The 24,527-nt window shown below is 62.7% G+C and carries 22 protein-coding genes and 1 pseudogene; 6 read left to right on the top strand and 17 right to left on the bottom strand.

Annotated elements, in window-relative coordinates; genetic code table 11:
* Positions 1-88: 88 nt before the first annotated feature.
* Entirely contained in the window at positions 89-724 is a 636-nt protein-coding gene (locus IFT76_RS17125) for a 2OG-Fe(II) oxygenase (protein WP_192059432.1), read from the bottom strand.
* Between the two features lie 141 nt (positions 725-865).
* Here IFT76_RS17125 and IFT76_RS17120 point away from each other — a divergent pair, with 141 nt between their 5' ends.
* Positions 866-1,618 carry a hypothetical protein gene (locus IFT76_RS17120; protein WP_192059430.1) on the top strand — a complete coding sequence of 251 codons (753 nt, stop codon included), beginning with the start codon at positions 866-868 and terminating at the stop codon, positions 1,616-1,618.
* An 86-nt stretch (positions 1,619-1,704) separates the two neighbouring features.
* On the opposite strand, the gene IFT76_RS17115 is transcribed toward IFT76_RS17120, so the two are convergent.
* From IFT76_RS17115 to IFT76_RS17080, 8 genes are all read right to left on the bottom strand, one after another.
* On the bottom strand, positions 1,705-2,628 hold the full coding sequence (locus tag IFT76_RS17115; protein ID WP_192059428.1) for an alpha/beta hydrolase: 924 nt from the start codon (positions 2,626-2,628) through the stop codon (positions 1,705-1,707).
* A gap of 65 nt (positions 2,629-2,693) precedes the next feature.
* Complete coding sequence (locus IFT76_RS17110) at positions 2,694-3,578, bottom strand: ABC transporter permease subunit (RefSeq protein ID WP_122479867.1); 885 nt, start codon at positions 3,576-3,578, stop codon at positions 2,694-2,696.
* On the bottom strand, positions 3,575-4,456 hold the full coding sequence (locus IFT76_RS17105) for an ABC transporter permease subunit (RefSeq protein WP_163007645.1): 882 nt from the start codon (positions 4,454-4,456) through the stop codon (positions 3,575-3,577). The genes IFT76_RS17110 and IFT76_RS17105 overlap by 4 nt, the downstream gene beginning before the upstream one ends.
* A 35-nt stretch (positions 4,457-4,491) precedes the next feature.
* Complete coding sequence (gene potA, locus IFT76_RS17100; protein WP_122479869.1) at positions 4,492-5,634, bottom strand: polyamine ABC transporter ATP-binding protein; 1,143 nt, start codon at positions 5,632-5,634, stop codon at positions 4,492-4,494.
* Positions 5,635-5,690: 56 nt separating this feature from the next.
* Positions 5,691-6,785 (bottom strand): polyamine ABC transporter substrate-binding protein, encoded by a 1,095-nt coding sequence (locus IFT76_RS17095; protein ID WP_122479870.1) that lies wholly within the window; start codon positions 6,783-6,785, stop codon positions 5,691-5,693.
* Between the two features lie 193 nt (positions 6,786-6,978).
* Positions 6,979-8,076, bottom strand: coding sequence for a polyamine ABC transporter substrate-binding protein (locus tag IFT76_RS17090; RefSeq protein ID WP_122479871.1), 1,098 nt, complete (start codon positions 8,074-8,076; stop codon positions 6,979-6,981).
* Positions 8,077-8,288: 212 nt separating this feature from the next.
* Positions 8,289-9,653: an aspartate aminotransferase family protein gene (locus IFT76_RS17085; RefSeq protein ID WP_192055043.1), complete on the bottom strand. Its 1,365-nt coding sequence runs from the start codon at positions 9,651-9,653 to the stop codon at positions 8,289-8,291.
* A 16-nt stretch (positions 9,654-9,669) separates the two neighbouring features.
* Positions 9,670-11,028, bottom strand: coding sequence for a glutamine synthetase family protein (locus IFT76_RS17080; RefSeq protein ID WP_043192284.1), 1,359 nt, complete (start codon positions 11,026-11,028; stop codon positions 9,670-9,672).
* 555 nt (positions 11,029-11,583) lie between these two features.
* On the opposite strand from IFT76_RS17080, the gene IFT76_RS17075 reads away from it, so the two are divergent.
* Positions 11,584-12,960, top strand: a complete 1,377-nt coding sequence (locus IFT76_RS17075; RefSeq protein ID WP_122479874.1) for a glutamine synthetase family protein — start codon at positions 11,584-11,586, stop codon at positions 12,958-12,960.
* Positions 12,961-13,247: 287 nt separating this feature from the next.
* Here IFT76_RS17075 and ssuB read toward each other — a convergent pair whose 3' ends face one another.
* From ssuB to IFT76_RS17040, 7 genes are all read right to left on the bottom strand, one after another.
* Positions 13,248-14,060, bottom strand: coding sequence for an aliphatic sulfonates ABC transporter ATP-binding protein (gene ssuB / locus IFT76_RS17070; protein ID WP_122479875.1), 813 nt, complete (start codon positions 14,058-14,060; stop codon positions 13,248-13,250).
* Positions 14,057-14,845 carry an aliphatic sulfonate ABC transporter permease SsuC gene (gene ssuC, locus IFT76_RS17065; RefSeq protein WP_192059426.1) on the bottom strand — a complete coding sequence of 263 codons (789 nt, stop codon included), beginning with the start codon at positions 14,843-14,845 and terminating at the stop codon, positions 14,057-14,059. Before ssuC ends, ssuB begins: the two co-directional genes overlap by 4 nt.
* Before the next feature lie 9 nt (positions 14,846-14,854).
* Positions 14,855-16,000: an FMNH2-dependent alkanesulfonate monooxygenase gene (gene ssuD, locus IFT76_RS17060; protein WP_185794713.1), complete on the bottom strand. Its 1,146-nt coding sequence runs from the start codon at positions 15,998-16,000 to the stop codon at positions 14,855-14,857.
* Positions 16,001-16,076: 76 nt separating this feature from the next.
* The gene (locus IFT76_RS17055) at positions 16,077-17,042 is read right to left on the bottom strand and encodes a sulfonate ABC transporter substrate-binding protein (RefSeq protein WP_192059424.1); all 966 of its coding nucleotides are present in this window, start codon (positions 17,040-17,042) and stop codon (positions 16,077-16,079) included.
* Positions 17,043-17,148: 106 nt separating this feature from the next.
* Positions 17,149-17,742, bottom strand: a complete 594-nt coding sequence (gene ssuE, locus IFT76_RS17050) for an NADPH-dependent FMN reductase (RefSeq protein WP_122479879.1) — start codon at positions 17,740-17,742, stop codon at positions 17,149-17,151.
* Positions 17,743-18,037: 295 nt separating this feature from the next.
* Positions 18,038-18,676, bottom strand: coding sequence for a peroxiredoxin (locus tag IFT76_RS17045; protein WP_122479880.1), 639 nt, complete (start codon positions 18,674-18,676; stop codon positions 18,038-18,040).
* Positions 18,677-18,828: 152 nt separating this feature from the next.
* Positions 18,829-20,169: an OprD family porin gene (locus IFT76_RS17040; RefSeq protein ID WP_122479881.1), complete on the bottom strand. Its 1,341-nt coding sequence runs from the start codon at positions 20,167-20,169 to the stop codon at positions 18,829-18,831.
* Positions 20,170-20,585: 416 nt separating this feature from the next.
* Between IFT76_RS17040 and tauA the strand changes: the two genes are divergently transcribed.
* The 4 genes and pseudogenes from tauA to tauD all read left to right on the top strand — a co-directional run bounded on the left by tauA (position 20,586) and on the right by tauD (position 24,093).
* Positions 20,586-21,566 (top strand): taurine ABC transporter substrate-binding protein, encoded by a 981-nt coding sequence (tauA, locus tag IFT76_RS17035; RefSeq protein ID WP_192059422.1) that lies wholly within the window; start codon positions 20,586-20,588, stop codon positions 21,564-21,566.
* 28 nt (positions 21,567-21,594) lie between these two features.
* Positions 21,595-22,401 carry a taurine ABC transporter ATP-binding subunit gene (tauB, locus tag IFT76_RS17030; protein ID WP_192059420.1) on the top strand — a complete coding sequence of 269 codons (807 nt, stop codon included), beginning with the start codon at positions 21,595-21,597 and terminating at the stop codon, positions 22,399-22,401.
* Between the two features lie 59 nt (positions 22,402-22,460).
* A pseudogene (gene tauC, locus IFT76_RS17025) lies at positions 22,461-23,228 on the top strand (taurine ABC transporter permease TauC); the annotation flags it as partial.
* Between the two features lie 31 nt (positions 23,229-23,259).
* A complete protein-coding gene (gene tauD / locus IFT76_RS17020) occupies positions 23,260-24,093 on the top strand; it encodes a taurine dioxygenase (RefSeq protein ID WP_192059416.1) in 834 nt (277 codons plus the stop codon).
* Between the two features lie 37 nt (positions 24,094-24,130).
* Here the strand turns inward: tauD and gcvH are convergent, their stop codons facing one another.
* Complete coding sequence (gene gcvH / locus IFT76_RS17015) at positions 24,131-24,514, bottom strand: glycine cleavage system protein GcvH (RefSeq protein WP_122479886.1); 384 nt, start codon at positions 24,512-24,514, stop codon at positions 24,131-24,133.
* Positions 24,515-24,527 lie beyond the last annotated feature (13 nt).

Here is a 24,527-nt window from a genome sequence, read left to right as displayed (position 1 = left end):
TCTGGTTCGCGGCTGCCAGCCGCTCCTACAATCAACCCAGATCCCCTGTAGGAGCGGCTAGTAGCCGCGAACCAGGCGACGCGGTGTATCAGAACGGCTCGTTGCCCCGACGGCGGAACCAGCCGGTCAGCGACAGCCGATTGCGCTGCGCCGGCATCACCTCGTGCGGCACCTCGCCGGAAAGAAACACCACCAGCGTGCCACCGATCGGCTGCACGTCGTACGCCGTGTCCCCGCGCAGGTACATGCGCAGCTGACCCCCGTCCTCTTCGCCCCAGTCGGCATCGTTCAGGTACAGCACCGCTGACACCATGCGCCGGTCATCGTCGCGAAAGCGATCCAGGTGACGCAGGTAGACGCTGCCCGGTGGGTACAGGGCGAAATGGCATTCGAAGTCTTCCAGGCCCAGAAACAGACCACGATTGAGCGCTTCGCGCAGGCTGTCCATGATCTGCATGTAAACGTCGCACGGCACGGCTTCGCCCGGTTCGATCCACTGGATGCGGTCACCGCGAATGCCTTCGCGGATCTCCTGGGATGGACCGCGCCCGACGGCCGCCGGCGCCAGTTCGCCTTGGGCATGGCGGGTACGGCACTCGGCCGCCAGCGCCAGGGTCAAAGCCTGGGGCACGAAGAGTTCCTGCTGCGACCAGCCGTGCTCGGCCAGGTCGTCGACGATGCGCAGCAGCAGTGGATGATCAGAAGGTATTTGCATGCCCGGCATAGTATCCATACGCCTGCAAAACCGACAGAGGCTTGCACGAGGTCGCTGCGCAGTCGATGCATCGAGGCGCAGCGTGCATGTCACTTCTCGACAAAGCCAGGCAATGCCACGGACAATGGCCCCTTGCCGACAGGAGTCCCTATGCGCCGCGTCCTTGTGTTCTTGATGATGTTCAGTACGACGCCCGCCTGGGCCGACGACCACGACCTGCTGTACAAGGCCGCTGGCTGGCCTGAACAAAGGGCGCATTTCAGCGACGCCCTCAAGGCGGCCCAGCAGCGCTACCAGAGCAGCTTGCCACCGGCGGTTTTCCAGGCACTGGTGAGCAACAGCGACCAACGCTTCGCGGCGCAGGCCATGGACCAGCGGGCCGAAGCGCGACTGCGCCAGGGCCTGGCCGATCCCAAACCGGCCCTCGCCTTCTTCGAGTCTGCCCTGGGCCGCAAGATCGTCGCCGCCGAGCTGCTGGCCACCTGCAGTGATCAACTGGCCAAGAACGCCCAGGGCCTGCCGAAACTGCAGGTCGAGTCGACCCGCGCGCTGTTGATCGGCCATCTGGCGCAGGCACTGCCGGCGCGCCAGGCTGGCGCAGAGGTCAGCCTGGCGATCGCCGGGGTGGCCGCCGACAGCCTCAGCTCGATGATTCCAGGTCTGTTGGGGGGCGGCCAGGCTGCAGGTCTGCTCGATGGCCAGCGCGAGCGGCTGCAACAGCAGATCGCCATCGACCTGAACAATACGCTGCTGTACGTGTACCGCGAATTGTCCGATCCGGAGCTGGAGGAGTTCGTCGGCTTCGCCGAGTCTGCCGCTGGCCAGGCTTATTATCAGGCGGCCCTGGAGGCGGTACGGGCTGGGCTGGCGGTTGGACAGACACCGGGCAAGGCGGGAAACTGAGGGGCGCCGTTCGCGGCCGCTGACCCACCCGCAGCAATGGCCCACCCCCGTAGGAGCGGTCAGCGGCCGCGAAGAAGACGACTCGGTTACAGATTCTGTTCGAAGAAATCGAAACACTTCGCCCGAATCGCAGGCAGCTCATTGACCAGATGGTGTCGGGCTCCCGCCACCTGCAACACCCGCACCTCGGCGAACTTTGCGCGCAGCACCTTGAGGTTGTGCCGCCAATCCACGGTGTCGTCATCCTCTCCCTGCACGACCACCACCGTGCGCGGGCTGCGCGGCGCTGCCTCGATGTGCTGCACCCACTGCACCAACGCCCCCACCCACGCTGTCGGCAGGCGCACGGGCTGCAGCGGGTCCGCCTGCAGGAACGGCATGAAATCCGGGTCGTTGGTATTGGCGCTGAAACGCCTGGCAATGCCGTTGACGAACGGCTTGAGCACGCGATAGCTGAGTTTGGACAAACCCCATGCGCTGGGCCGCACCAGCGGCGCCATCAGCAGCACCTGCCCCTGCGCCGCGGACTGCGCGCCCTGGTGCAGCAGATGGTCGACGATGATCGCGCCACCGGTACTCTGCCCCAGCAAGTGCCAGGGCTGCGGCAGCTGCAGGGTACATGCTTCGGCGAACAGGCCATCGAGCGTGGCCTGGTAATCGGCAAAGCTGTGAATGCTGGCTCGCTCGCCGCTGGACAGACCATGGCCCGGCAGGTCGCAGGAAATGACCGCGAAGCCACGCGCCAAGGCCCACTGCACGGCGTGCCGGTACAACCCCATGTGATCGTAGAAACCGTGCATGACGAAGAGCGTGGCGACAGGCCGCTCCGGCAGCCACACTTGGGCCACCAAGTCGAAGCCGGCAGCACTGAAGCGCCCCAGCCAGCTTTGTACGGGCAGGTCTAGCTGATAGAAGCGCTGGTAGGCCTGAGCCTCAGCGGACAGCGGCTGTCGGGCGCCCAAGGGTGGCAGGGAATTTCGCAGGGTGTCGGGATGAAATGCAATGGGCATGGATGATTGTTCCGAGGCAATACGTGTGCTGGCAAGGGCGCTGAAGACCCAGCGCCCTGCCCTCATCACACCGACGCTGCCGGCCGCTGAGTCTTCGGCTGTTGCCAGGAGTTGGCGGCGCTTTCCTCGATGGCTTGCTGGATCGCCTTGCGACGACGCTCTTCGGCCCGGCGCCCGAAATACCACACCAGGAACGTCACCAACGAAACGGCCAGCAGAATCAGGCTGGCCACCGCATTGATCTCAGGCTTCACGCCCAGGCGGACCGCCGAAAACACTTCCATCGGCAGGGTCGTGGAACCCGGCCCGGAAACGAAGCTGGCCAGCACCAGATCGTCCAGCGACAGCGCGAAGGACATCATCCCGCCGGCCGCCAGCGATGGCGCGATCATGGGAATGGTGATCAGAAAGAACACCTTCCAGGGCCGCGCACCCAAGTCCATGGCCGCCTCTTCGATCGACAGGTCCAGCTCGCGCAACCGCGATGACACCACCACCGCCACGTACGAGGCACAGAAGGTGGTATGAGCGATCCAGATCGTGGCGATGCCACGCTCCTGCGGCCAGCCGATCACCTGGGCCATGGCCACGAACAGCAGCAGCAAGGACAGACCGGTAATCACCTCGGGCATCACCAGCGGCGCCGTCACCAGGCCGCCGAACATGGTGCGCCCCTTGAAGCGACTGATGCGCGTCAGCACGAACGCCGCCATGGTCCCCAGGGCCACGGCCGTCACTGCCGTGTAGCAGGCGATTTCCAGCGAGCGCATCACCGCGCCCATCAGCTGGGAGTTGTCCAGCAGGCCGACGTACCACTGCACCGACCAGCCGCCCCAGACCGTCACCAGGCGCGAGGCGTTGAAGGAATAGATGACCAGGATCAGCATCGGCGCATAGATGAACACCAGACCCAGCACTAAGATAAGTTTGGAGAACCCGAAACGCTTCATGCCTTGCCCTCCAGTTCTTTGGCCTGGCTGCGATTGAACAGCACGATAGGCACGATCAGAATCGCCAGCATCAACACAGCCAATGCCGAGGCAACGGGCCAGTCGCGGTTGTTGAAGAACTCCTGCCACAACACGCGGCCGATCATCAGGGTTTCCGGGCCACCCAGCAGCTCGGGAATCACGAACTCGCCGACCACCGGAATGAATACCAGCATGCAGCCGGCGATGATGCCGTTCTTCGACAACGGCACGGTGATTTTCCAGAAACTGTTGAAGGTGCTCGAGCCCAGGTCGGAAGCAGCCTCCAGCAAGCTGTTGTCATGCTTCACGAGATTGGCGAACAGCGGCAGGATCATGAATGGCAGGTACGCATAGACCACCCCGATGTACACCGCCAGGTTGGTGTTGAGAATCTGCAGCGGCTGGTCGATCACCCCCAGCCACATCAGGAAGGCATTGAGCAGGCCGTTGTTGCTCAGGATGCCCATCCAGGCATACACGCGGATCAGGATCGCCGTCCAGGTCGGCATCATGATCAGCAGCAGGAGCACGGTCTGCAGGTCCTTGCGTGCCTTGCTGATGGCATAGGCCATGGGATAGCCGAGCAGCAGGCAGATCAGGGTGCTGAAGAAGGCCATCTTCAACGAGCCCAGATAGGCCGAGATGTACAGATCGTCTTCGGTGAGAAGCGCGTAGTTGGCGAAATTGAGGATCAACTCGAACTTCTGTTCGGCGTAGCTCCAGATTTCGGTGTACGGCGGGATCGCCACGTCGGCTTCGGCGAAGCTGATCTTGAGCACGATGAAGAACGGCAGCATGAAGAACAGGAACAGCCACAGGAACGGTACGCCGATGACCATCTGGCGACCGTTGGGGATGATCCTCTTGAGCTTGCGTTTGATCTTGCGCAGCTTCATGAGCGCAGTACCACGCCGCTGTCGTCTTCCCACCAGACGAACACTTCGTCGTCCCAGGTCGGCCGGGCGCCACGGCGCTCGGCGTTGGCCACGAACGACTGCACCAGCTTGCCGCACGGCAACTGCACGTGGAACACCGAATGGCCGCCCAGGTAGGCGATGTCATGGACCTTGCCGCGCGACCAGTTGTGTTCGCTGTCGGGCTGCTGGGTGGTCACCAACATCTTTTCCGGGCGAATGGCGTAGGTCACGTTCTTGTCTTCGGCAGCGGTACTTACACCGTGACCGACATAGATGCTGCGCTCCAGCTCCGGGCTGCTGATCAGTGCGTAGCCTTCCATGTCCTCGACCACCTGGCCTTCGAACAGGTTGACGTTGCCGATGAACTCGCACACCAGGCGGCTGGTGGGGGTTTCGTAGATGTCGATCGGGCTGCCGATCTGCGCGATCCAGCCCAGGTGCATGATGGCGATGCGCTGGGCCATGGTCATGGCCTCTTCCTGGTCGTGGGTCACCATCACGCAGGTCACGCCGACCCGCTCGATGATTTCCACCAGTTCCAGTTGCATCTGCGAGCGCAGTTTCTTGTCCAGCGCGCCCATCGGCTCGTCGAGCAGCAACAGCTTGGGCTTTTTCGCCAGCGAGCGTGCCAGCGCAACGCGCTGACGCTGGCCACCGGACAACTGGTGCGGCTTGCGCTTGCCGTACTGGGTCATCTGCACCAGCTTGAGCATTTCCGCCACGCGTGCGTCGATTTCGGCCGCCGGCAGTTTGTCCTGCTTGAGGCCGAAGGCGATGTTCTGCGCCACGGTCATGTGCGGAAACAACGCGTAGGACTGGAACATCATGTTGATCGGCCGCTCGTAGGGCGGCATATCGGTGATGTCCACGCCGTCGAGGAAAATACGCCCCTCGGTCGGCCGTTCGAAGCCAGCCAGCATGCGCAGCAGGGTGGACTTGCCGGAACCGGACCCGCCCAGCAAGGCGAAGATCTCACCCTGGTTGATTTCCAGCGACACGTCGTCCACGGCCACCGTTTCGTCGAATTTCTTCGTTACCTTTTCGATCCGGACCAGCACCTTTTTCGGTTGCTGGCTGCCTTCGAGGGCTTTTTTGTAGGCGCTGGAGGCAACAGCCATTCACGAAACTCCCAAACTTGAGTGGGGGCGGCTCTGGATCGGGCCGCCCCGAGTATTTATTTGCCCGACTTGACCTTGGTCCAGCTGCGGGTCATCAAACGCTGCACCTTGGGCGGCAGCTCGACGTTGACGTAGAGCTTGTCCTGGATGGCCTGTGGCGGATAGACCGCCTCGTCGTTGCGCACATCCTGATCCATCAGCTCGCCGGACTTGAGATTGGGGTTGGCATAGCCGACATAGTCGCTGACCTTGGCAATCACTTCAGGTTTCAACAGGTAGTCGATGAACGCCAGGCCCTGCTTGGCATCCGGCGCATCGGCGGGGATGGCCAGCATGTCGAACCACAAGTTGCCGCCTTCCTTGGGAATCGAGTAGGCCAGCTTGATGCCCTTGCCGGCTTCCTCGGCCCGTGCCTTGGCCTGGAATATGTCGCCGGAATAACCCACGGCCACACAGATGTTGCCATTGGCCAGGTCGCTGATGTACTTGGAAGAATGGAAGTAGGTCACGTACGGACGGACCTTGAGCAGCTTGGCCTCGGCTTGCTTGTAGAGCTTCTCGTCGGTGGTGTTGGGGTCCAGGCCCATGTAGTTGAGCACGGCCGGAAACATCTCGTCGGGCGAGTCGAGGAAGGCGACGCCGCACTTGGACAGTTTCTTGATGTTTTCGGGCTCGAACACCATGGCCCAGGAGTCGATCTTGTCGACGCCCAGCACAGCCTTGATCTTTTCCACGTTGTAACCGATGCCGTTGGTACCCCACAGATAGGGAACGGCGTACTGGTTACCCGGATCGTTTTTTTCCAGGCGCTTGAGCAGCACCGGATCAAGGTTGGAATAGTTGGTCAGCTGGGCCTTGTCCAGTTTCTGGAAAGCCCCGGCTTTGATCTGTTTGCCCAGGAAGTGGTTGGACGGCACCACCACGTCGTAGCCGGTATGGCCGGCCAGCAACTTGCCTTCCAGGGTTTCATTGGAGTCGAAGACGTCGTAGATCGGCTTGATCCCGGTGGCGGCTTCGAAATCCGCCAGGGTGCTCTCGCCGATGTAGTCGGACCAGTTGTAGATGTGTACGGTGCCTGCCGCTTGAGCATTGAGCGCCAGGGTCAGACCCGCACCGATCAGCATGGCCTTGCGAAACAAAGAGTGTGACAAGTGGAGGTCCTCTCAAGCGTTTGTTCTATAAGACAAACCGGCGCGCAACTTACAGCCCATGCGCGCGCGCCGCAATTGCTGATTCACCTGGCCCGAGCTCGCGGTGCGCCATTCGCGGCCACGGGCCGCTCCTACGGGGTATGTGTGGGAGCGGTCATCGGCCGCGAAAGGCGCATCGCAATACCAGCCCGGCTTACTTGCCCGACTTAATCTTGGTCCAGCTGCGCGTCATGATGCGCTGCGTCGCCGCCGGCAGGTCGGCAATGGCATACAGCTTGGCCTGCACATCGGCCGGCGGGTAGATGCCCGGATCGCCGCTGATGGCTTTATCCACCAATGCTGTTGCAGCCTGGTTACCGTTGGGGAACTGCACGCTGTTGGTGATCTCGGCCATGACTTCCGGTTTCATCAGGAAGGTCATGAACTTGTAGGCGCCTTCGACGTTCTCGGCATCCTTGGGGATGGCAACCATGTCGAAGAAGCTGCCAGCGCCTTCCTTGGGAATGTTGTAGCTGACCTTGACCTTGCCACCCGCTTCTTCGGCGCGCGACTTGGCCTGGTAGATGTCACCCGAATACCCCACGGCCACGCAGATATTGCCGTTGGCCAGGTCGGAGATGTACTTGGAGGAATGGAAGTAACCGATCGATGGACGCACCTTGAGGAACAGCGCCTCGGCCTCGGCAAGCTGCTTCTTGTCCTGCGAGTCCGTCGGGTAGCCCAGGTAATGCAGGGCGATCGGCAGCATCTCGGTGGGCGAATCGAGGAAGCTGATGCCGCACGACTTCAGCTTGGCCGCGTTTTCCGGCTTGAACAGCAGGTCCCAGCTGTTGGTCGGTGCATCGGCGCCCAGCGCAGCCTTGACCTTGTCGGCGTTGAAGCCGATGCCGATCGAGCCCCACATGTACGGGAAGGCATGCTTGTTGTCCGGGTCGCTCACCGACACCGCCTTGAGCAGCGATTCGTTGAGGTTTTTCCAGTTCGGCAGTTTCGAGCGGTCCAGTTCCTGGTACACACCGGCCTTGATCTGCTTGGCCAGGAAGTTGTTGGAAGGCACGACGATATCGTAGCCGGACTTGCCGGCCAGCAGTTTGGCTTCCAGGGTTTCGTTGCTGTCGAATACGTCGTAGACGACCTTGATCCCCGACTCCGCCTCGAATTGCTTGATCGTGTCCGGCGCGATGTAGTCCGACCAGTTGTACACGTGCAGAACCTTGTCGTCTGCCTGCGCAGCACTGGCCATCGCCCCCATCAGGGCCACGGCGAGGAGGGTCTTGCCAAATATCTTCATGCGTTGTGCTCCTAAATGTTCTTGGTCTTAACCTGATGCCAATATTGATCGAGTGCCGTGTTTTGATGATCCGTAGGAGCGGTCATTGGCCGCGAAGAAACCACTGCGGTATCAGTCGAGACCGCGTCGCAGCTTTCGCGGCCGGTGACCGCTCCTACGGAACGCCGTCGCATTTTGCGTACCGATGCTCCCGACGGGAGCAAGCCTAGCATCTAGCCCCCGAGTGCTTCGAGTGTCAGGTCCAGGCAAAGCCGTGCCTTGCTCACCAGCTCGTCGATCTCGGCGTGGCTGATGACCAGCGGCGGTGCAATGATCATGGTGTCACCGACGGCCCGCATGATCAGCCCGTTGTCGAAGCAGAACTGCCGACAGATCATACCGGCGCCCCGCCCTTCGTGACGGCTGCGAGTCGCCTTGTCCTTGACCAGTTCGATTGCGCCGAGCATGCCCAGGCCACGGACCTCACCCACCAGCGGATGGTCCTGCAGTTCGCGCAGACGCTTTTGCAAATACGGTGCCGCATCGGTCCGGACCGTGTCGACGATGTGCTCGTCGCGCAGGATGCGCAGGTTTTCCAGCGCCACCGCCGCCGCGACCGGATGCCCGGAATAGGTGAAGCCGTGGTTGAAGTCGCCACCCTGGTTGATCACCTGCACCACCTCGTCGCGCACGATGACGCCGCCCATGGGGATGTAGCCGCTGGTGAGGCCCTTGGCGATGGTCATCAGGTCGGGCGCCAGATCATAGTAGTCGCTGCCGAACCAGTGGCCGGTACGGCCGAAGCCGCAGATGACTTCATCGGCCACGAACAGGATGTCGTAGCGCGCCAGCACTTCCTTGACCTTCGGCCAGTAGGTCTCGGGCGGAATGATCACACCGCCGGCGCCCTGGATCGGCTCGGCGATGAACGCCGCGACGTTGTCTTCGCCCACTTCCAGGATCTTCTTTTCCAACTGCTCGGCGGCCCAGATGCCGAACTCGTCCGGGGTCATGTCACCACCCTCGCCGAACCAGTACGGCTGGGCAATGTGCACGATGCCCGGGATCGGCAGATCGCCCTGCTCGTGCATGCCCGCCATGCCGCCCAGGCTGGCGCCGGCCACGGTGGAGCCGTGGTAGCCATTGATGCGGCTGATGATCACCTTTTTCTCGGGCTTGCCCTTGAGCGCCCAGTAATGGCGCACCAGGCGCAGCACGGTGTCGTTGCCCTCGGAACCGGAGCCGGTGAAGAACACATGGTTCATGCCCTCGGGCGCCAGGTCGGCGATGGCCTTGGCCAGCTCGAGTGCGGGCGGGTGGGCGGTCTGGAAAAACAGGTTGTAGTACGGCAGCTCGCGCATCTGCTTGCTGGCGGCCTGCACCAGTTCCTCACGACCGTAGCCGATCGCCACGCACCACAGGCCGGCCATGCCGTCGAGGATCTTGTGCCCTTCGCTGTCCCACAGGTACACGCCGTCGGCCTTGGTGATGATCCGCGGACCCTTCTGCGCCAGCTGCGTGTAGTCGCTGAACGGCGCCAGGTGGTGGGCGCTGCTCAAGTCTTGCCAATGCTGGGTCTGGGGGTTGTTGTTGCTCATCTGTCGCTCCTTTTTCTCACACCGCGAACAGCAGGAACTCACGTTCCCACGAGCTGATCACGCGTTTGAAGTTTTCGTGTTCGGCGCGCTTGACCGCAACATAGCCAACGACGAATTTCTTGCCCAGGTACTTCTCCACCGTCTTGCAGTTTTCCATACGCTCCAGCGCATCCTCGATGGTCAACGGCAGCCGCAGGTTGCGCCGTTCGTAACCGCGGCCCTGCACCGGCGCGCTAGGGTTCAGGCCCTCGACCATGCCGATGTAGCCGCACAACAGGCTGGCGGCGATGGCCAGGTAGGGGTTGGCATCGGCGCCCGGCAAGCGGTTCTCGACCCGCCGGTTCTGCGGCGTGGCGTCGGGCACGCGCAGGCCCACGGTGCGGTTTTCCTCGCCCCACTCGACGTTGACCGGCGCCGAGGTGTCGGGCAGGAAGCGGCGGAAGGAATTGACGTTGGGTGCGAACAGCGGCAGCAGTTCGGGAATGAATTTCTGCAGGCCGCCGACGTGGTGGAGGAACAGCTGGCTCATCGAGCCGTCTTCGTTGGCGAAGATGTTCTTGCCGGTGGCCGAATCGACGATGCTCTGGTGCAAGTGCATGGCACTGCCCGGCTCGCCCGTCATCGGCTTGGCCATGAAGGTGGCGGCGACGTTGTGCTTGAGCGCGGCCTCGCGCATGGTGCGTTTGAACACCAGGATCTGGTCGGCCAGGTGCAGGGCATTGCCGTGCCGGAAATTGATTTCCATCTGCGCCGTGCCGTCTTCGTGGATCAGCGTGTCGAGGTCCAGGTTCTGCGCTTCGCACCAGTCGTAGACGTCTTCGAACAACGGATCGAACTCGTTCGCCGCCTCGATGGAAAACGACTGTCGACCGGTTTCGGGACGCCCGGAGCGGCCGATCGGCGGCTGCAGCGGAAAGTCCGGGTCTTCGCAGCGCTTGGTCAGGTAGAACTCCATCTCCGGTGCCACGATCGGCTGCCAGCCCTTGTCCGCGTACAGTTTCAAGACCTTCTTGAGCACGTTGCGCGGCGACAGCTCGATGGGGTTGCCCTGCTTGTCGTACGTGTCGTGGATGACCTGCGCCGTGGGCTCTATGGCCCAGGGAACGAGAAACACCGCGTTCTCGTCGGGGCGGCAGATCATGTCGATGTCGGCAGGGTCGAGCAACTCGTAGTAGATGTCGTCTTCTACATAGTCGCCAGTCACGGTTTGCAATAGAACACTTTCCGGCAAGCGCATGCCTTTTTCGGCGATGAACTTGTTGGTCGGGGAAATCTTGCCGCGGGTGATCCCGGTGAGGTCGGCGATCAGGCATTCGACTTCGGTGATCTTGTGATCTTTCAACCAATCGGTGAGCTGGTCGAGGTTGGGACTCATAAATACCTCAGGAGGCCATTGACCTGGCTCGCGGCGAGCCGGGCACGTGTTGACGCGTGGGCGTCGTTGGGAAAGCGGTCAAGCGAGGGCGGCACACTGCCCACCCGGCCTCTCGATACCCGGCCGGAACGTGAAGCTCAGGGTAGCGGTTTCGGGGCTCAGGCAGTACAGGAGGGACAAAAAAACAGAGACGCAACGCCGTGGGCTGTCAATTATTCTGGTCGCCGGCAACCGGTGGCTGCAGCGAGCTCCATCAGATAATGGCAGGCGTGCCATGACTCACCCTCGGTATTATTGAAATGGCGGGTTGAAAACGAGCTTAGCCTTGTTCATTTTTTTCCACAACTATCAGGCGGCAAACTTCCGCAGACACTTTTCAGGCAGTTGCAGAGCACCGTAATTGCCAGGCGCATGCGCCCCGATATGCAGCAAAAGAGGCTCAACAGCGCTCTTTCAGGGCAAAACCCGGCTCGCTTGACTTAGTGTTGGCTTTCGGATTGACTGAAACCTGTTCGACCCAATGATTGATATTTTTAACAACAAAGGTGTTGCATCATGTCGGTACCCCCGCGTGCCGTTCAGCTTAACGAAGCGAACGCATTCCTTAAGGAACATCCTGAGGTTCTGTACGTCGACCTTCTGATTGCAGATATGAATGGTGTGGTGCGTGGCAAGCGCATCGAGCGCACCAGCCTCCACAAGGTTTACGAGAAAGGCATCAACCTGCCCGCCTCGCTGTTTGCCCTGGACATCAACGGCTCTACCGTGGAAAGCACCGGTCTTGGCCTGGACATCGGCGATGCCGATCGTATCTGCTACCCCATTCCCGACACCCTGTGCAACGAGCCTTGGCAGAAGCGCCCTACCGCGCAGTTGCTGATGACCATGCACGAACTCGAAGGCGAGCCGTTCTTCGCCGACCCGCGTGAAGTGCTGCGCCAGGTCGTCGAGAAGTTCGACGCCATGGGCCTGACCATCTGCGCCGCCTTCGAGCTGGAGTTCTACCTGATCGACCAGGAAAACGTGAACGGTCGACCGCAGCCGCCGCGCTCGCCGATCTCCGGCAAGCGTCCGCATTCGACCCAGGTGTATCTGATCGACGACCTGGACGAGTACGTGGACTGCCTGCAGGACATCCTCGAAGGGGCGAAGGAACAGGGCATCCCGGCCGACGCCATCGTCAAGGAAAGTGCGCCGGCGCAGTTCGAGGTTAACCTGCATCACGTTCCGGATGCCATGAAGGCCTGCGACTATGCAGTGCTGCTCAAGCGCCTGATCAAGAACATCGCCTACGACCACGAGATGGACACCACGTTCATGGCCAAGCCGTATCCGGGCCAGGCGGGCAACGGTCTGCACGTGCACATCTCGATCCTGGACAAGGACGGCAAGAACATCTTCACCAGTGAGGATCCCGAGCAGAACGCCGCATTGCGTCACGCGATCGGCGGTGTGCTCGAGACCCTGCCCGCGTCGATGGCGTTCCTGTGCCCGAACGTCAATTCGTACCGCCGCTTCGGTGCTCAGTTCTACGTGCCCAACTCGCCCTGCTGGGGCCTGGACAACCGTACCGTTGCCCTGCGCGTGCCTACCGGAACCCCGGATGCCGTGCGCCTGGAACACCGCGTTGCCGGCGCCGATGCCAACCCTTACCTGTTGATGGCCGCAGTATTGGCCGGCGTGCACCACGGCCTGACCAATCAGGTCGAGCCCAACGAGCCGGTGACGGGCAACTCCTACGAGCAGAACGAGCAGAGCCTGCCGACCAACCTGCGCGATGCCCTGCGCCTGCTGGACGACAGCGAGGTGTTGGCCAAATACATCGATCCGAAATACATCGATATCTTCGTGGCCTGCAAGGAAAGCGAGTTGGAAGAATTCGAGCACTCCATCTCGGACCTCGAGTACAACTGGTACCTGCACACCGTGTAACGGCCGGGCGCCGCGGTATGCCTGCCATGCCGCGGTGTTCACGAACGCATTTGCTGGGCGGCGGTGCAGCAGGTATACCGCGTCGTCCCCGGACGCGGCTCGCGCCGCTGCTACGGGGGCTTCACGTGTCTTCTGGACTGCGTGCGGCAGATACACCGCATCGCACCCGGACGCGGCTCGCGTCGCTGCTACGGGGGATCGCCGTTTCGTCTAGGTATGCAGTCCCTGTAGCAGCGGCGCGAGCCGCGTCGGCGGTACGTGCGGATACCTGACGTACCGCGTCCGGATCAGCGTGCCCAGCGCAACTGGGTCGGCAACGGCGACGGCGGCTCGGGCTCCGGTGGATTGCCCGGCAGCGCCAATACTCGATTGAGCACTTCGCTTTCCAGCGCCGCCAGGCGATGGGAACCGCGAGCGCGCGGACGTGGCAACTCGACGGCCAGGTCAAGACCAATGCGCCCCTCCTCGATCAGAATCACCCGGTCGGCAATCGCCACCGCCTCGGCCACATCGTGGGTTACCAGCAACACGGTGAAACCGTGCTTGCGCCACAGGCTCTCGATCAACTGCTGCATCTCGATGCGCGTGAGCGCATCCAGCGCCCCCAAGGGCTCGTCCAGCAGCAACAGCCGCGGCTTGTGAATCAGGGCCCGCGCCAGCGCCACGCGCTGCTTCTGCCCGCCGGACAACCCCGCCGGCCACTCATCGGCGCGCTCGGCCAGGCCCACCGCTTCGAGCGCCTGCAAGGCCTGCTCGCGCCAATTGCCGGACAGCCCCAGGCCCACGTTGTCGATCACTCGTTTCCATGGCAGCAGGCGGGCTTCCTGGAACATCAGCCGGGTGTCGTTGCGCGCATCGCTGAGCGGACCGGAACCTGCCAGTAGTTGTCCGCTGGTGGGTTGGTCGAGTGCTGCCAGCAGGCGCAGCAAGGTGCTCTTGCCGCACCCGCTGCGGCCGACGATGGCCACGAACTGCCCGGCCGGAATGTTCAGGTCGATCTCGCGCAGTACCTCGCGCTCGCCAAAGGTCTTGCGTAGCTGGCGAACCGCCAGTGGAATCCCGCGCCGCAGGTTCTGCGGCTGTTCCTTGAAAACGGTCATGCTGCACCTCCCTTGGTTTGGTAGGCCGGGTGCCAGCGCAGCCACACTCGCTCCAGCCCACGCGCCGCCAAATCGGCCAGCTTGCCGAGAATCGCATAGAGCACGATGGCCAGCACCACCACGTCGGTCTGCAGGAATTCGCGCGCGTTCATGGCCAGGTAACCGATGCCGGAGCTGGCGGAAATGGTTTCCGCAACGATCAGCGTCAGCCACATCAGGCCGAGGGCGAAACGCACGCCGACCAGAATGGAAGGCAACGCCCCGGGCAGAATCACCTGCCAGAACAAACGAAATCCGGACAGGCCATAGCTGCGTGCCATTTCCACCAACGCGGGGTCGGCGTTCTTGATGCCGTGGTAGGTGTTCAGGTAGATAGGGAACAATGTGCCCAGCGCGACCAGAAAGATCTTCGCCGACTCATCGATACCGAACCACAGAATCACCAGCGGAATCAGCGCCAGGTGCGGGACGTTGCGGATCATCTGCACCGAGGTGTCGAGCAGGCGCTCGCCCCAGCGCGACAGGCCGCTGATCAGCCCCAGTAGCAGACCGATGCCGCCACCGATGGCGAAGCCGATGCCCGCGCGCCAACCGCTGATGGCCAGGTGCGTCCAGATCTCCCCGGACTTGAACAGCGCGACGCCTGCCGCGAACACCGCGCTGGGCGCTGGCAGGATCCGCGTCGACAGCCAGCCGACGCTGACCGCCAGCTGCCAGATCAACAGCAGACCCACCGGCAGCGCCCAGGGCGCCAGCCGGTGGATGATTTTGCTCGTTGTACTCATGGCAGTTTCTCAGCGCTGGGCGGCCTTGGGCAAAATGTCGTTGGCCACCATCTCACCGAACGGGCTGACGTAGTTGGCGCCGGTCGGCGCTTCCGGGCGCTGCACGTCCAGGTGCGGGAACAACAGCTCGGCCACGCGGTACGACTCTTCCAGGTGCGGGTAGCCGGAGAAGATGAACGTGTCGATGCCCAGTGCGGCGTACTCCTTGACCCGCTCGGCCACCGTCGGGCCGTCACCGACCAGCGCAGTGCCAGCTCCGCCACGCACCAGCCCGACGCCGGCCCACAGGTTGGGGCTCACCTCCAGCTTGTCCTTGCTGCCGCCATGCAATGCGGCCATGCGCTGCTGACCCACCGAATCGAAGCGCGCCAGCGAAGCCTGGGCGCGGGCAATGGTATCGTCGTCGACATGGGCGATCAGCCGCTCGGCGGCCTGCCAGGCTTCTGCATTGGTTTCACGCACGATCACGTGCAGGCGGATTCCGAAGCGTACGGTCCGGCCGAGCTTGGCGGCCTTCTCGCGCACCTGGGCGATCTTCTCGGCCACCGCTGCCGGTGGCTCGCCCCAGGTCAGGTACATCTCCACCTGTTCGGCGGCAAGGTCCTGAGCAGCATCGGAAGACCCGCCGAAGTACAGCGGCGGACGCGGCTGCTGCACCGGCGGATAGAGCAGCTTGGCGCCTTTGACGGTGAGGTGCTTGCCATCGTAGTCGACCGTTTCGCCTTCCAGCACGCGGCGCCAGATACGGGTGAATTCCACCGACGCCTCGTAGCGCTCCTCGTGGGTAAGGAACAGACCGTCGCCGGACAGCTCGTCAGGGTCGCCGCCAGTGACCAGGTTGAACAGTGCGCGGCCGTTGGACAAGCGGTCCAGGGTCGCTGCCTGACGCGCGGCCACGGTGGGCGAGATGATTCCAGGGCGCAGGGCAACCAGGAATTTCAGGCGCTGGGTGACCGGAATCAACGAGGCCGCCACCAGCCAGGAGTCTTCGCAGGAGCGCCCGGTAGGGATCAGTACGCCGCCGTAGCCGAGGCGATCGGCCGCCTGCGCGATCTGTTGCAGGTAACCGTGGTCGACCGCCCGTGCACCTTCGGAGGTGCCCAGGTAATGACCGTCGCCGTGGGTGGGAAGAAACCAGAAAATATTGAGGCTCATGGAGTTGTCTCCTGACGTGGCTCGGAACCGATGCGCGGGCACCGGTGCGGTTGTGCGGTGGCGGGGGCGCAGCGGATCACGGTGCCTTGGCAACGTTGGCCGGCGGTGTCCAGATGACATCCTGAATGCGCAGCGGCTTGGGGATCAGCTTGAGCTGGTGAAAGCTGTCGGCGATCTTCTGCTGCGCGGCAACGGTCTGCGGGTTGAGAAATTGCGCGCCGTAGCCTTGGCGTTTCACCGAAGTCAGGGTGATGTCCGCTGGCAGGCCCAGCAACGGTGCGACCTGGGCGGTCACTTCTTCGGGATGCGCCTTGGACCACTCGCCCACGGCGCGTACCTCCTCGACCAGCGCGGTGATCACCTCGGGGTGCTGCTCGGCATAGGGTTTGGTGGCCAGGTAGAACTGCAGGTTGTCGACGATGCCCTGGCCGTTGCGCAGGGTGCGCGCCTGCAACTGCTGCTCGGCCGCTGCCTGGTAGGGATCCCAGATCACCCACGCATCGACGCTGCCGCGCTCGAACGCCGCGCGGGCAGCGGAAGGCGGGAGGTAGACGGTCTGGATGTCGGAGTACTTGAGCCCGGCTTCTTCCAGCGCGCGCACCAGCAGGTAATGCACGTTGGAACCCTTGTTCAGCGCAACCTTCTTGCCCTTGAGTTCAGCGACCGAGCGGATCGTCGAATCCTTGGGTACCAGGATCGCTTCGCTGGTCGGGGCCGGCGGCTCGTAGGCCACATACAGCAGATCGGCCCCGGCGGCCTGGGCGAATACCGGCGGGGTTTCACCGGTCACGCCGAAATCGATCGAACCGACGTTCAGCCCTTCGAGCAACTGCGGGCCGCCGGGAAACTCGGTCCATTTGACGTCCACGCCCTGCGCCGCCAGGCGTTTCTCCAGGGTGCCCTTGGCCTTGAGCAGCACCAGCGTGCCGTATTTCTGGTAACCGATGCGCAGGGTTTCAGCCTGGGCCTGGGTGATGGCGCCGAACGACACAGCCGCAGCAAACAGTGCGACCACGCCACGACGCAAGAACAGGGTGCGCATGGCACTCTCCTTCTGCAGGGGGAATTGGGTTGCACCTGCTTGCCCGTTGGCGGGCCAGTAAGGTGGGTACAGCGAAAAGTGTCGCGGCCGCGAGCGGCGGTTGGAATCAGATGCTCCAGCGGGCACTGCGCAGGCTTTGCATGAGCAAGGCCGGGTCATGGGTCTGTGGTTTGCGCAGCAGGAAGGCATGAAACTCCTGCAGCGCATTTTCCAGGCGCTGCTCGAGCGCCGGCGCCAACTGGGCTGCATGACTGCCTTCGCCATAGGCGATCTGGCTGTCGTCGGCGAAGATGCCCTGGAGCATTTCCTGGGCCTTGAGCGAAGCCAGCACTGGTTTCAGCGCGTAGTCCACCGCCAGCATGTGGGCGATGCTGCCACCGGTGGCAATGGGCAGCACCACCTTGTTGCTCAGGGCACGCTCGGGAAGCAGGTCCAGTAGCGTCTTCAGCGCACCGGAGAACGACGCCTTGTATACCGGCGTGGCAACCACCAGGCCATCGGCCTTGCCGACCAGTTCGTTGAAATGCAGTACGTGCGGGCTGTCGAAGCGGGCATGCAGCAGGTCTTCGGCCGGGAAGTCCCGTACCTGAAACGTCACCACTTCGACGCCTTGTCGTTGCAGCCACTGCTTGCTGCGCTCCAGCAGTACACCAGAGCGCGAGCGCAGGCTGGGGCTGCCGCCCAGGGATACGACCAGCATGGGGTAAATCCTTGAATAGCGAAATCGGAGCGCTTCTGGAGAAGTCGCCGGAATGGAAGGAACAGTAGCAGGCAGGATTTATATCTTTAAATCATATTTATTCATTTGGTTATTCGATAAAAACATATACCTGCATTTTCCTATCCCTGCTGCGCACACCGCATGGATATCACCGCGATACCTGTAGCCGCGGCGCAAGCCGCGTCAGCGGGCCATGCGGCGCATTCGATACACCGCGACGTCCCGGACGCGGCTTGCGCCGCTGCTACAGAGGGCAAGTTGTATCAGGTTCAGATCAGCGGTTGGGCTGCGGGGTCAGGCGCAGGTAGGGTTTCACTGCCGTGTAGCCCTTGGGGAAGCGCTGCCTGATTTCCTCTTCGTCCTTGAGCGAAGGCACGATCACCACGTCATCGCCATCCTGCCAGTTGGCCGGGGTGGCAACCTTGTGGCTGTCGGTCAATTGCAGCGAATCGATCACCCGCAGGATCTCGTGGAAATTGCGCCCGGTACTGGCCGGGTACGTGATGGTCAGCCGCACCTTCTTGTTCGGGTCGATGACGAACAGCGAACGCACCGTAAGGGTGTCACTGGCGTTCGGGTGAATCAGATCGTAGAGCTGGGACACCTTGCGGTCGGCATCGGCCAGGATCGGGAAATTCACTGTGGTGCCCTGAGTCTCGTCGATGTCGCCGATCCAGCGATGATGGGATTCGACCGGATCCACCGACAGCGCGATGGCCTTGACGTTGCGCCTGGCAAACTCGTCGGCGAGCTTGGCGGTAAAACCCAGTTCGGTGGTGCACACCGGCGTGAAATCGGCGGGGTGCGAGAACAGCACCCCCCATTGGTCGCCCAGCCACTGATGGAAGCTGATGGTGCCCTGGCTCGAGTCCTGCTGGAAATCGGGGGCGATGTCGCCGAGTCGAATGGTCATGGTGATGCTCCTGGGCTGTTGTGCGCATGACTGTGCACTGAGCGGCCCGGAAACAAAAAGAATGGATCGTGCTGGGGCTAGGCGAAACGGGAATAACGCCAGGGCAGAAAACAAAAAGCCCGCACAAGGCGGGCTTTTTCCAACGGCACGTATTACTTGAAAGCGTACGTGTAGTTGAAGATCAGACGGGTCTGATCGGTGTTGGTGCCGACGTCGCTGCGGTAGGTACCGTTACGCAGGGTGGCGCCGAAGTTCTTCAGCAGACCGCTCTGGATCACGTAGTCGACGCGCATGTCGCGTTCCCACTCGGAGTTGTTCGAGTCACCGGTACCGGCCGCGCGAATGTCGTCGCCATGCAGGTAGGCAACCGAGGCTTTCAGGCCAGGGACGCCGATGCGGCTGAAGTCATAGGAGTACTGGGCGAACGTGGTGTTTTCGCCAGCGCGGGTGAACGAGTTGACCATGCTGTCGGTGAACAGATAGACGCTGGAACCGCCGTTGCCTTCGTTGCGGTTGTTGCCATCGACAACGCTGCCGTTGTTGATGAACGGCATGCCGCCGTCGTCGCCCACTTGCTGGTAACCGGCCAGGAATGCGTGGCCAGCGATGCTGTAGGTGAAGATGGCACTCCAGGTCTTGTTGTCGACTTCGCCTGGGTTCTTGGCGTAGCCGCTGTTGTTGTTGAAGCGGTAGCCAGCATCACCGTTCTTGCCGTCGGAGCTGCTGTCGAAGTAGCGCAGGTCGGTCTTGAACGACTGGTCTTCACCCAATGGCAGTACGTGCACGGCGCCGAGGAAAGTCTGCTTGTAATAGTCTTCCAGCTGCGCGTGGTAGACCTGCAGGGTCAGGTCCTTGGTGGCCTTCCAGTCGACACCGGCGAACTGGAAGTTGTTCGAGTCCTGCGTACCGCCGTTCAGGCCCAGGCCCGAGTAGTTGCTGGTGGCACGGCCCGCAGACTTGTTCAGGCGGCCGGCGGTGAAGGTGAAGTTGTCCAGGTCCTTGGAGGTCAGGATACCGCCCTGGTAAACCGCAGGCAGCAAGCGACCATCGTTGGATACCAGGATCGGCAGGTTGGGCTGCAGTGCGCTACCCACCTTGAGTTCGGTCTTGGCGAACTTGACCTTGCCGTTGGCGCCTACACGCGACCACGACTTCTCGGCCGAACCGTCGGTGTCGCTGGGGAAGAAGCTGTTGTTGTTCGGGTGGTGACCGCGGCCGCCGTCCAGGTGGATGCCGGTCATGCCCTGCACGTCCAGACCGAAGCCGACGGTGCCGGGGGTGTAGCCAGAAATGAAGTTGAAGAGGAAGCCTTGAGCCGATTCTTCCTGGTCGTTCGCCGTGCCTTCACGGGTATCGTTGCGGAAATACATGGTCCGCGAGCTCAGCGTTGCTTTGCTGGCTTCGAGGAAACCCGAGGGTGCCGGATCGGCGGCGTAGACACTGGTGGAGATGCTGGCGAGCGCGATGGCTGCGGCGAGCGACTGCTTGTACATGTGATGCTCCTCTGGTTTCTAATTTTTGTGGTGTCTTTGGTCGGGGGTCTGGCGCCCCTTGTCCGCAGATGCGCGATTAGCGCCAAAGCGTGACCGGTTAGTCAATGTTTACAAGCCGATTCGAGACCTTGGTCTAAGCCAAACTCTGGTTGCCGAGGTTAACGAAATTTTCACAAAACCAAAAAGAATTGTTTCAAGTTTTTTTAGAATTTAAATGCATAACAACCTTGAGCGTCCAAACAAAAAAGTTCAATCCAGTTGCAAAACATAAGCTAATTCCCAAACGGTATTTCAAAGCCGTTTCTTATATCGTTTAGATTCGCCCTCATTCGCCCTTCCGACACTTGCCGTTTCGCGCTTTGGCAGCGCGGGTTCGAAGGTCCTCAGCCACCCGACTCTCGCAAAAGGCAGCCACCATGGCCAAGCAGCATTTCGCACGAAAACTGGTCAGCACCCTGGCCCTGGCCAGCCTGGCCATGGGCATCCAGGCCGCCACGTTGACCGTCGGCTACCAGACCGGCATCGACCCCAGCAAGGTCGCCCAGGCCGATGGCACCTATGAAAAGGCCATTGGCGAGAAGATCGACTGGCGGCGCTTCAACAGTGGCCCGGAAGTGGTCACGGCGATTGCCTCGGGCGATGTACAGATCGGCAACCTGGGATCGAGTCCGCTGGCAGCCGCCACGTCACGCAAGCTGCCCATCGTCGCCTTCATCGTTTCGGCGCAGATCAATTCCGCCGAAGCCCTGGTGGTGCGCAACGGCAGCGGTATCGACAATCCGCAGCAGTTGGTCGGCAAGACCATTGCAACGCCTTTCGTGTCCACTTCCCACTACAGCCTGCTCGGCGCATTGAAGCATTGGGGTCTGGAAGGCAAGGTCAAGGTCGTCAACCTGCAGCCGGCCGAAATTGCCGCTGCGTGGAAACGTGGCGACATCGATGGCGCCTTCGTCTGGTCGCCGGCCCTGGGCGAGATCCGCAAGAGCGGCAAGACCCTGACCGATGCCGCACAGGTCGGCCAGTGGGGCGCACCGACTTTCGAGGTCTGGGTGGCGCGCAAGGATTACGCCGAGAAGCACCCCGAGGTGATCGCCCGGTTCGCCAAGGTCACGCTGGATTCGTTCGCCGACTACGCGAAGAACCAGGCGCAGTGGACCGCCGATTCCGAGCCGGTGCGCAAGATCGCCAAATTGACGGGGGCCAACGCCACCGACGTCCCCGACCTGCTCGCCGGCTCCACCTACCCTGATGCCCAGGCCCAGGCCTCCGCCGCGCTGCTGGGTGGCGGCACCGCGCAGGCGGTGGCCAAGACGGCCGAGTTCCTCAAGGAGCAGGGCAAGCTGGAAGCGCTGCTGCCTGACTACACGCCGTACGTCAGCGCCCGGTTCGTTCAGTGATCGCGCGCACGCCAACCGGAGTTCGACCGTGGCCCAATTGATTCTCGACCGTATCGGCGCCCACTACCCGGGCGCCGCGCAGCCGGTGCTGCAGGACATCTCGCTGAGCCTGGGGCCACAGCAGCTGTGCGTCGCGCTGGGCCCATCGGGCAGCGGCAAGACTTCGCTGCTCAACCTGATCGCCGGTTTCGTGCCCCCCAGCAGTGGCCGTATCACGCTGGACGGCGTCGCGGTGAAAGGCCCGGGGGCCGACCGTGGCGTGGTCTTTCAGGATGACGCCTTGTTGCCCTGGCAGGACGTCCTGACCAATGTCGCCTTCGGTTTGCAACTGGCAGGCACCGGCCGAGCGCAGCGTGAGGCGCGGGCGCGGGACATGCTTGCGCTGGTCGACCTGGCAGGTTTCGGCGAGCGACAGATATGGCAACTCTCCGGTGGCCAGCGTCAACGCGTGGGCCTGGCTCGAGCGCTGGCGGCCGACCCGCAGGTGCTGTTGATGGACGAGCCGTTCGGCGCGCTGGATGCGTTCACCCGGGAGCAGATGCAGGAACTGCTGTTGCAGGTCTGGCAACGTACCGCCAAGCCGGTGTTCCTGATTACCCACGACATCGAAGAAGCGGTATTCCTGGCCACCGACCTGATTCTGCTGGCGCCCAACCCCGGCCATGTCGAGGAGCGCCTGAGCCTGGACTTCGGCCAGCGCTATGCCGCTGGCGAGAGCGCCCGGGCGATCAAGTCCGACCGCCGATTCATCGAAACCCGCGAGCACGTCCTTGCCCAGGTTTTCGCCCAGCGCGTTGTCACACAGGGCGCTATTGCGCGCAAGGAGCCGGCATGAGCCTCTACCCGACGCACGCTCTCGACAGCGCCCGCGCACCTGCCGCGCGCCGGCCCTGGCGCTTGAGTACGCGCGCCATCAGCACGCTGACCCTGGCAGGCGTGCTGGCACTGTGGTGGGCGGTAACCGCCACCGAGCTGATAGAGCCCCTGTTCCTGCCCCCGCCCGGCGCGGTGCTGGACAAAGCCTGGCTGCTGGCAACCCAGGGCTATATGGACGCCACGTTGTGGCAACATTTGGGTGCCAGCCTGGGGCGCATCGGCCTGGCCTTGGCATTCGCCGTGCTGTTCGCCATTCCGGTGGGCATCGCCATTGGCCACAACCGCATAGCGCAAGGCATTCTCGACCCGCTGATCGAGTTCTACCGACCCATTCCACCGCTGGCCTACCTGCCGCTCATCGTGATCTGGTGCGGCATCGGCGAAACCTCCAAGGTGTTGCTGATCTACCTGGCCATCTTCGCGCCGATTGCCATCGCCACGGCCACCGGGGTGCGCAATGTCGATCCCGCCCGTTTGCGCGCCGCGCAATCGCTGGGCGCCACCCGGGCGCAACTGATCCGCCACGTGATCATACCCAGTGCGCTGCCGGACATCCTCACCGGTATCCGCATCGGCCTGGGCGTCGGCTGGTCGACCCTGGTGGCCGCTGAGTTGATCGCAGCCACCAGCGGCCTGGGCTTCATGGTGCAGTCGGCCGCGCAATTTCTGGTCACCGATGTGGTGGTGCTGGGCATCCTGGTAATCGCACTGATCGCCTTCGCTCTGGAAATGGGCCTGCGCGCCCTGCAGCGGCGCCTGGTGCCCTGGCACGGCCAGAGCCACTGAACCAGCCACTTTGCCAACAGAGCTGACCAACATGACTCTGCACATCACCCCCTTGAGCCCAACTATCGGCGCGGTCATCGAAGGCGTCGACCTCAGTCGGGAACTGACCCCGGCCCAGCAGCGCGAGATCGACGCCGCGCTGCTCGCCCATCAGGTGCTGTTCTGGCGCGACCAGCCGCTGACCCCTTTTCAGCAGGCACGGCTGGCGCAGCAGTTCGGTGACCTGCACGTTCATCCGATCTATCCCGGTGTGCCGGGGCAACCCGACGTGCTGGTGCTCGACACCGCCGTGACCGACGTACGCGACAACGCCATCTGGCACACCGACGTGACCTTTCTGGCGGAACCGGCGATGGGCGCCATACTGACCGCCCAGCAGGTACCGCCCTTTGGCGGGGACACTTGCTGGGCCAGCGGAATCGCGGCATTCGAGGCGCTGTCCAGGCCCATGCAGGCCCTGCTCGACGGTCTGACCGCCACCCATGATTTCGCCAAATCGTTCCCGCTCGAACGCTTTGGCAACGATGCCCAGGCATTGGCGCGCTGGGAGCAGACCCGCCGGCAACATCCCCCGCTGTCACACCCGGTGGTACGGACCCATCCGGTCAGCGGGCGCAAGGCGTTGTTCGTCAGCGATGGTTTCACCACCCACATCAACGAACTTTCGACAGCTGAAAGTCAGGCGCTGCTCGACCTGCTGTTCGCCCACAGCACGCGTCCGGAGTTCTGCGTACGCTGGCAATGGCGCCAAGGGGACGTGGCCTTCTGGGACAACCGCGTGACCCAGCATTACGCGATAGACGACTACCGCCCGCAGCGACGCGTGATGCATCGAGCGACGATAATGGGGGATCGACCGTATTGAACGCACGGGGGGCGGCGATGGCCGCCCCCGCTGGCCGTCATTCGCCGATGGCGGCCTTGTAGCCGGCGGCGTCGAGCAGCGTGTCCAGCTCACTGGCAGCGCTTGGCTTGAGCTTGAAGAACCAGGCGCCATAGGGTTCGCCGTTGACGCTTTCCGGGCCATCGGCCAACGCTTCGTTGATCGCGATCACCTCGCCCCCCACTGGGGAGTAGATGTCCGAAGCGGCCTTGACCGACTCGACCACGCCCGCCTGATCACCGGCGGCGAAGACCTTGCCGACTTCCGGCAGCTCGATGAACACCACGTCACCCAAGGCTTCCTGGGCGTGATCGCTGATGCCCACGGTCACCGTGCCATCTGCTTCCAGGCGTGCCCACTCGTGGCTTTCGGCAAAACGGAGTTCAGCAGGGATATCGCTCATAACATTGTCCTCA

This window comes from Pseudomonas sp. CFBP 13727 (genome assembly GCF_014841915.1).
Lineage (GTDB): Bacteria > Pseudomonadota > Gammaproteobacteria > Pseudomonadales > Pseudomonadaceae > Aquipseudomonas > Aquipseudomonas baltica.
The sequence above is the reverse complement of the archived record's forward strand: the minus strand, read 5'-3'. Positions and strand labels throughout refer to the sequence as shown.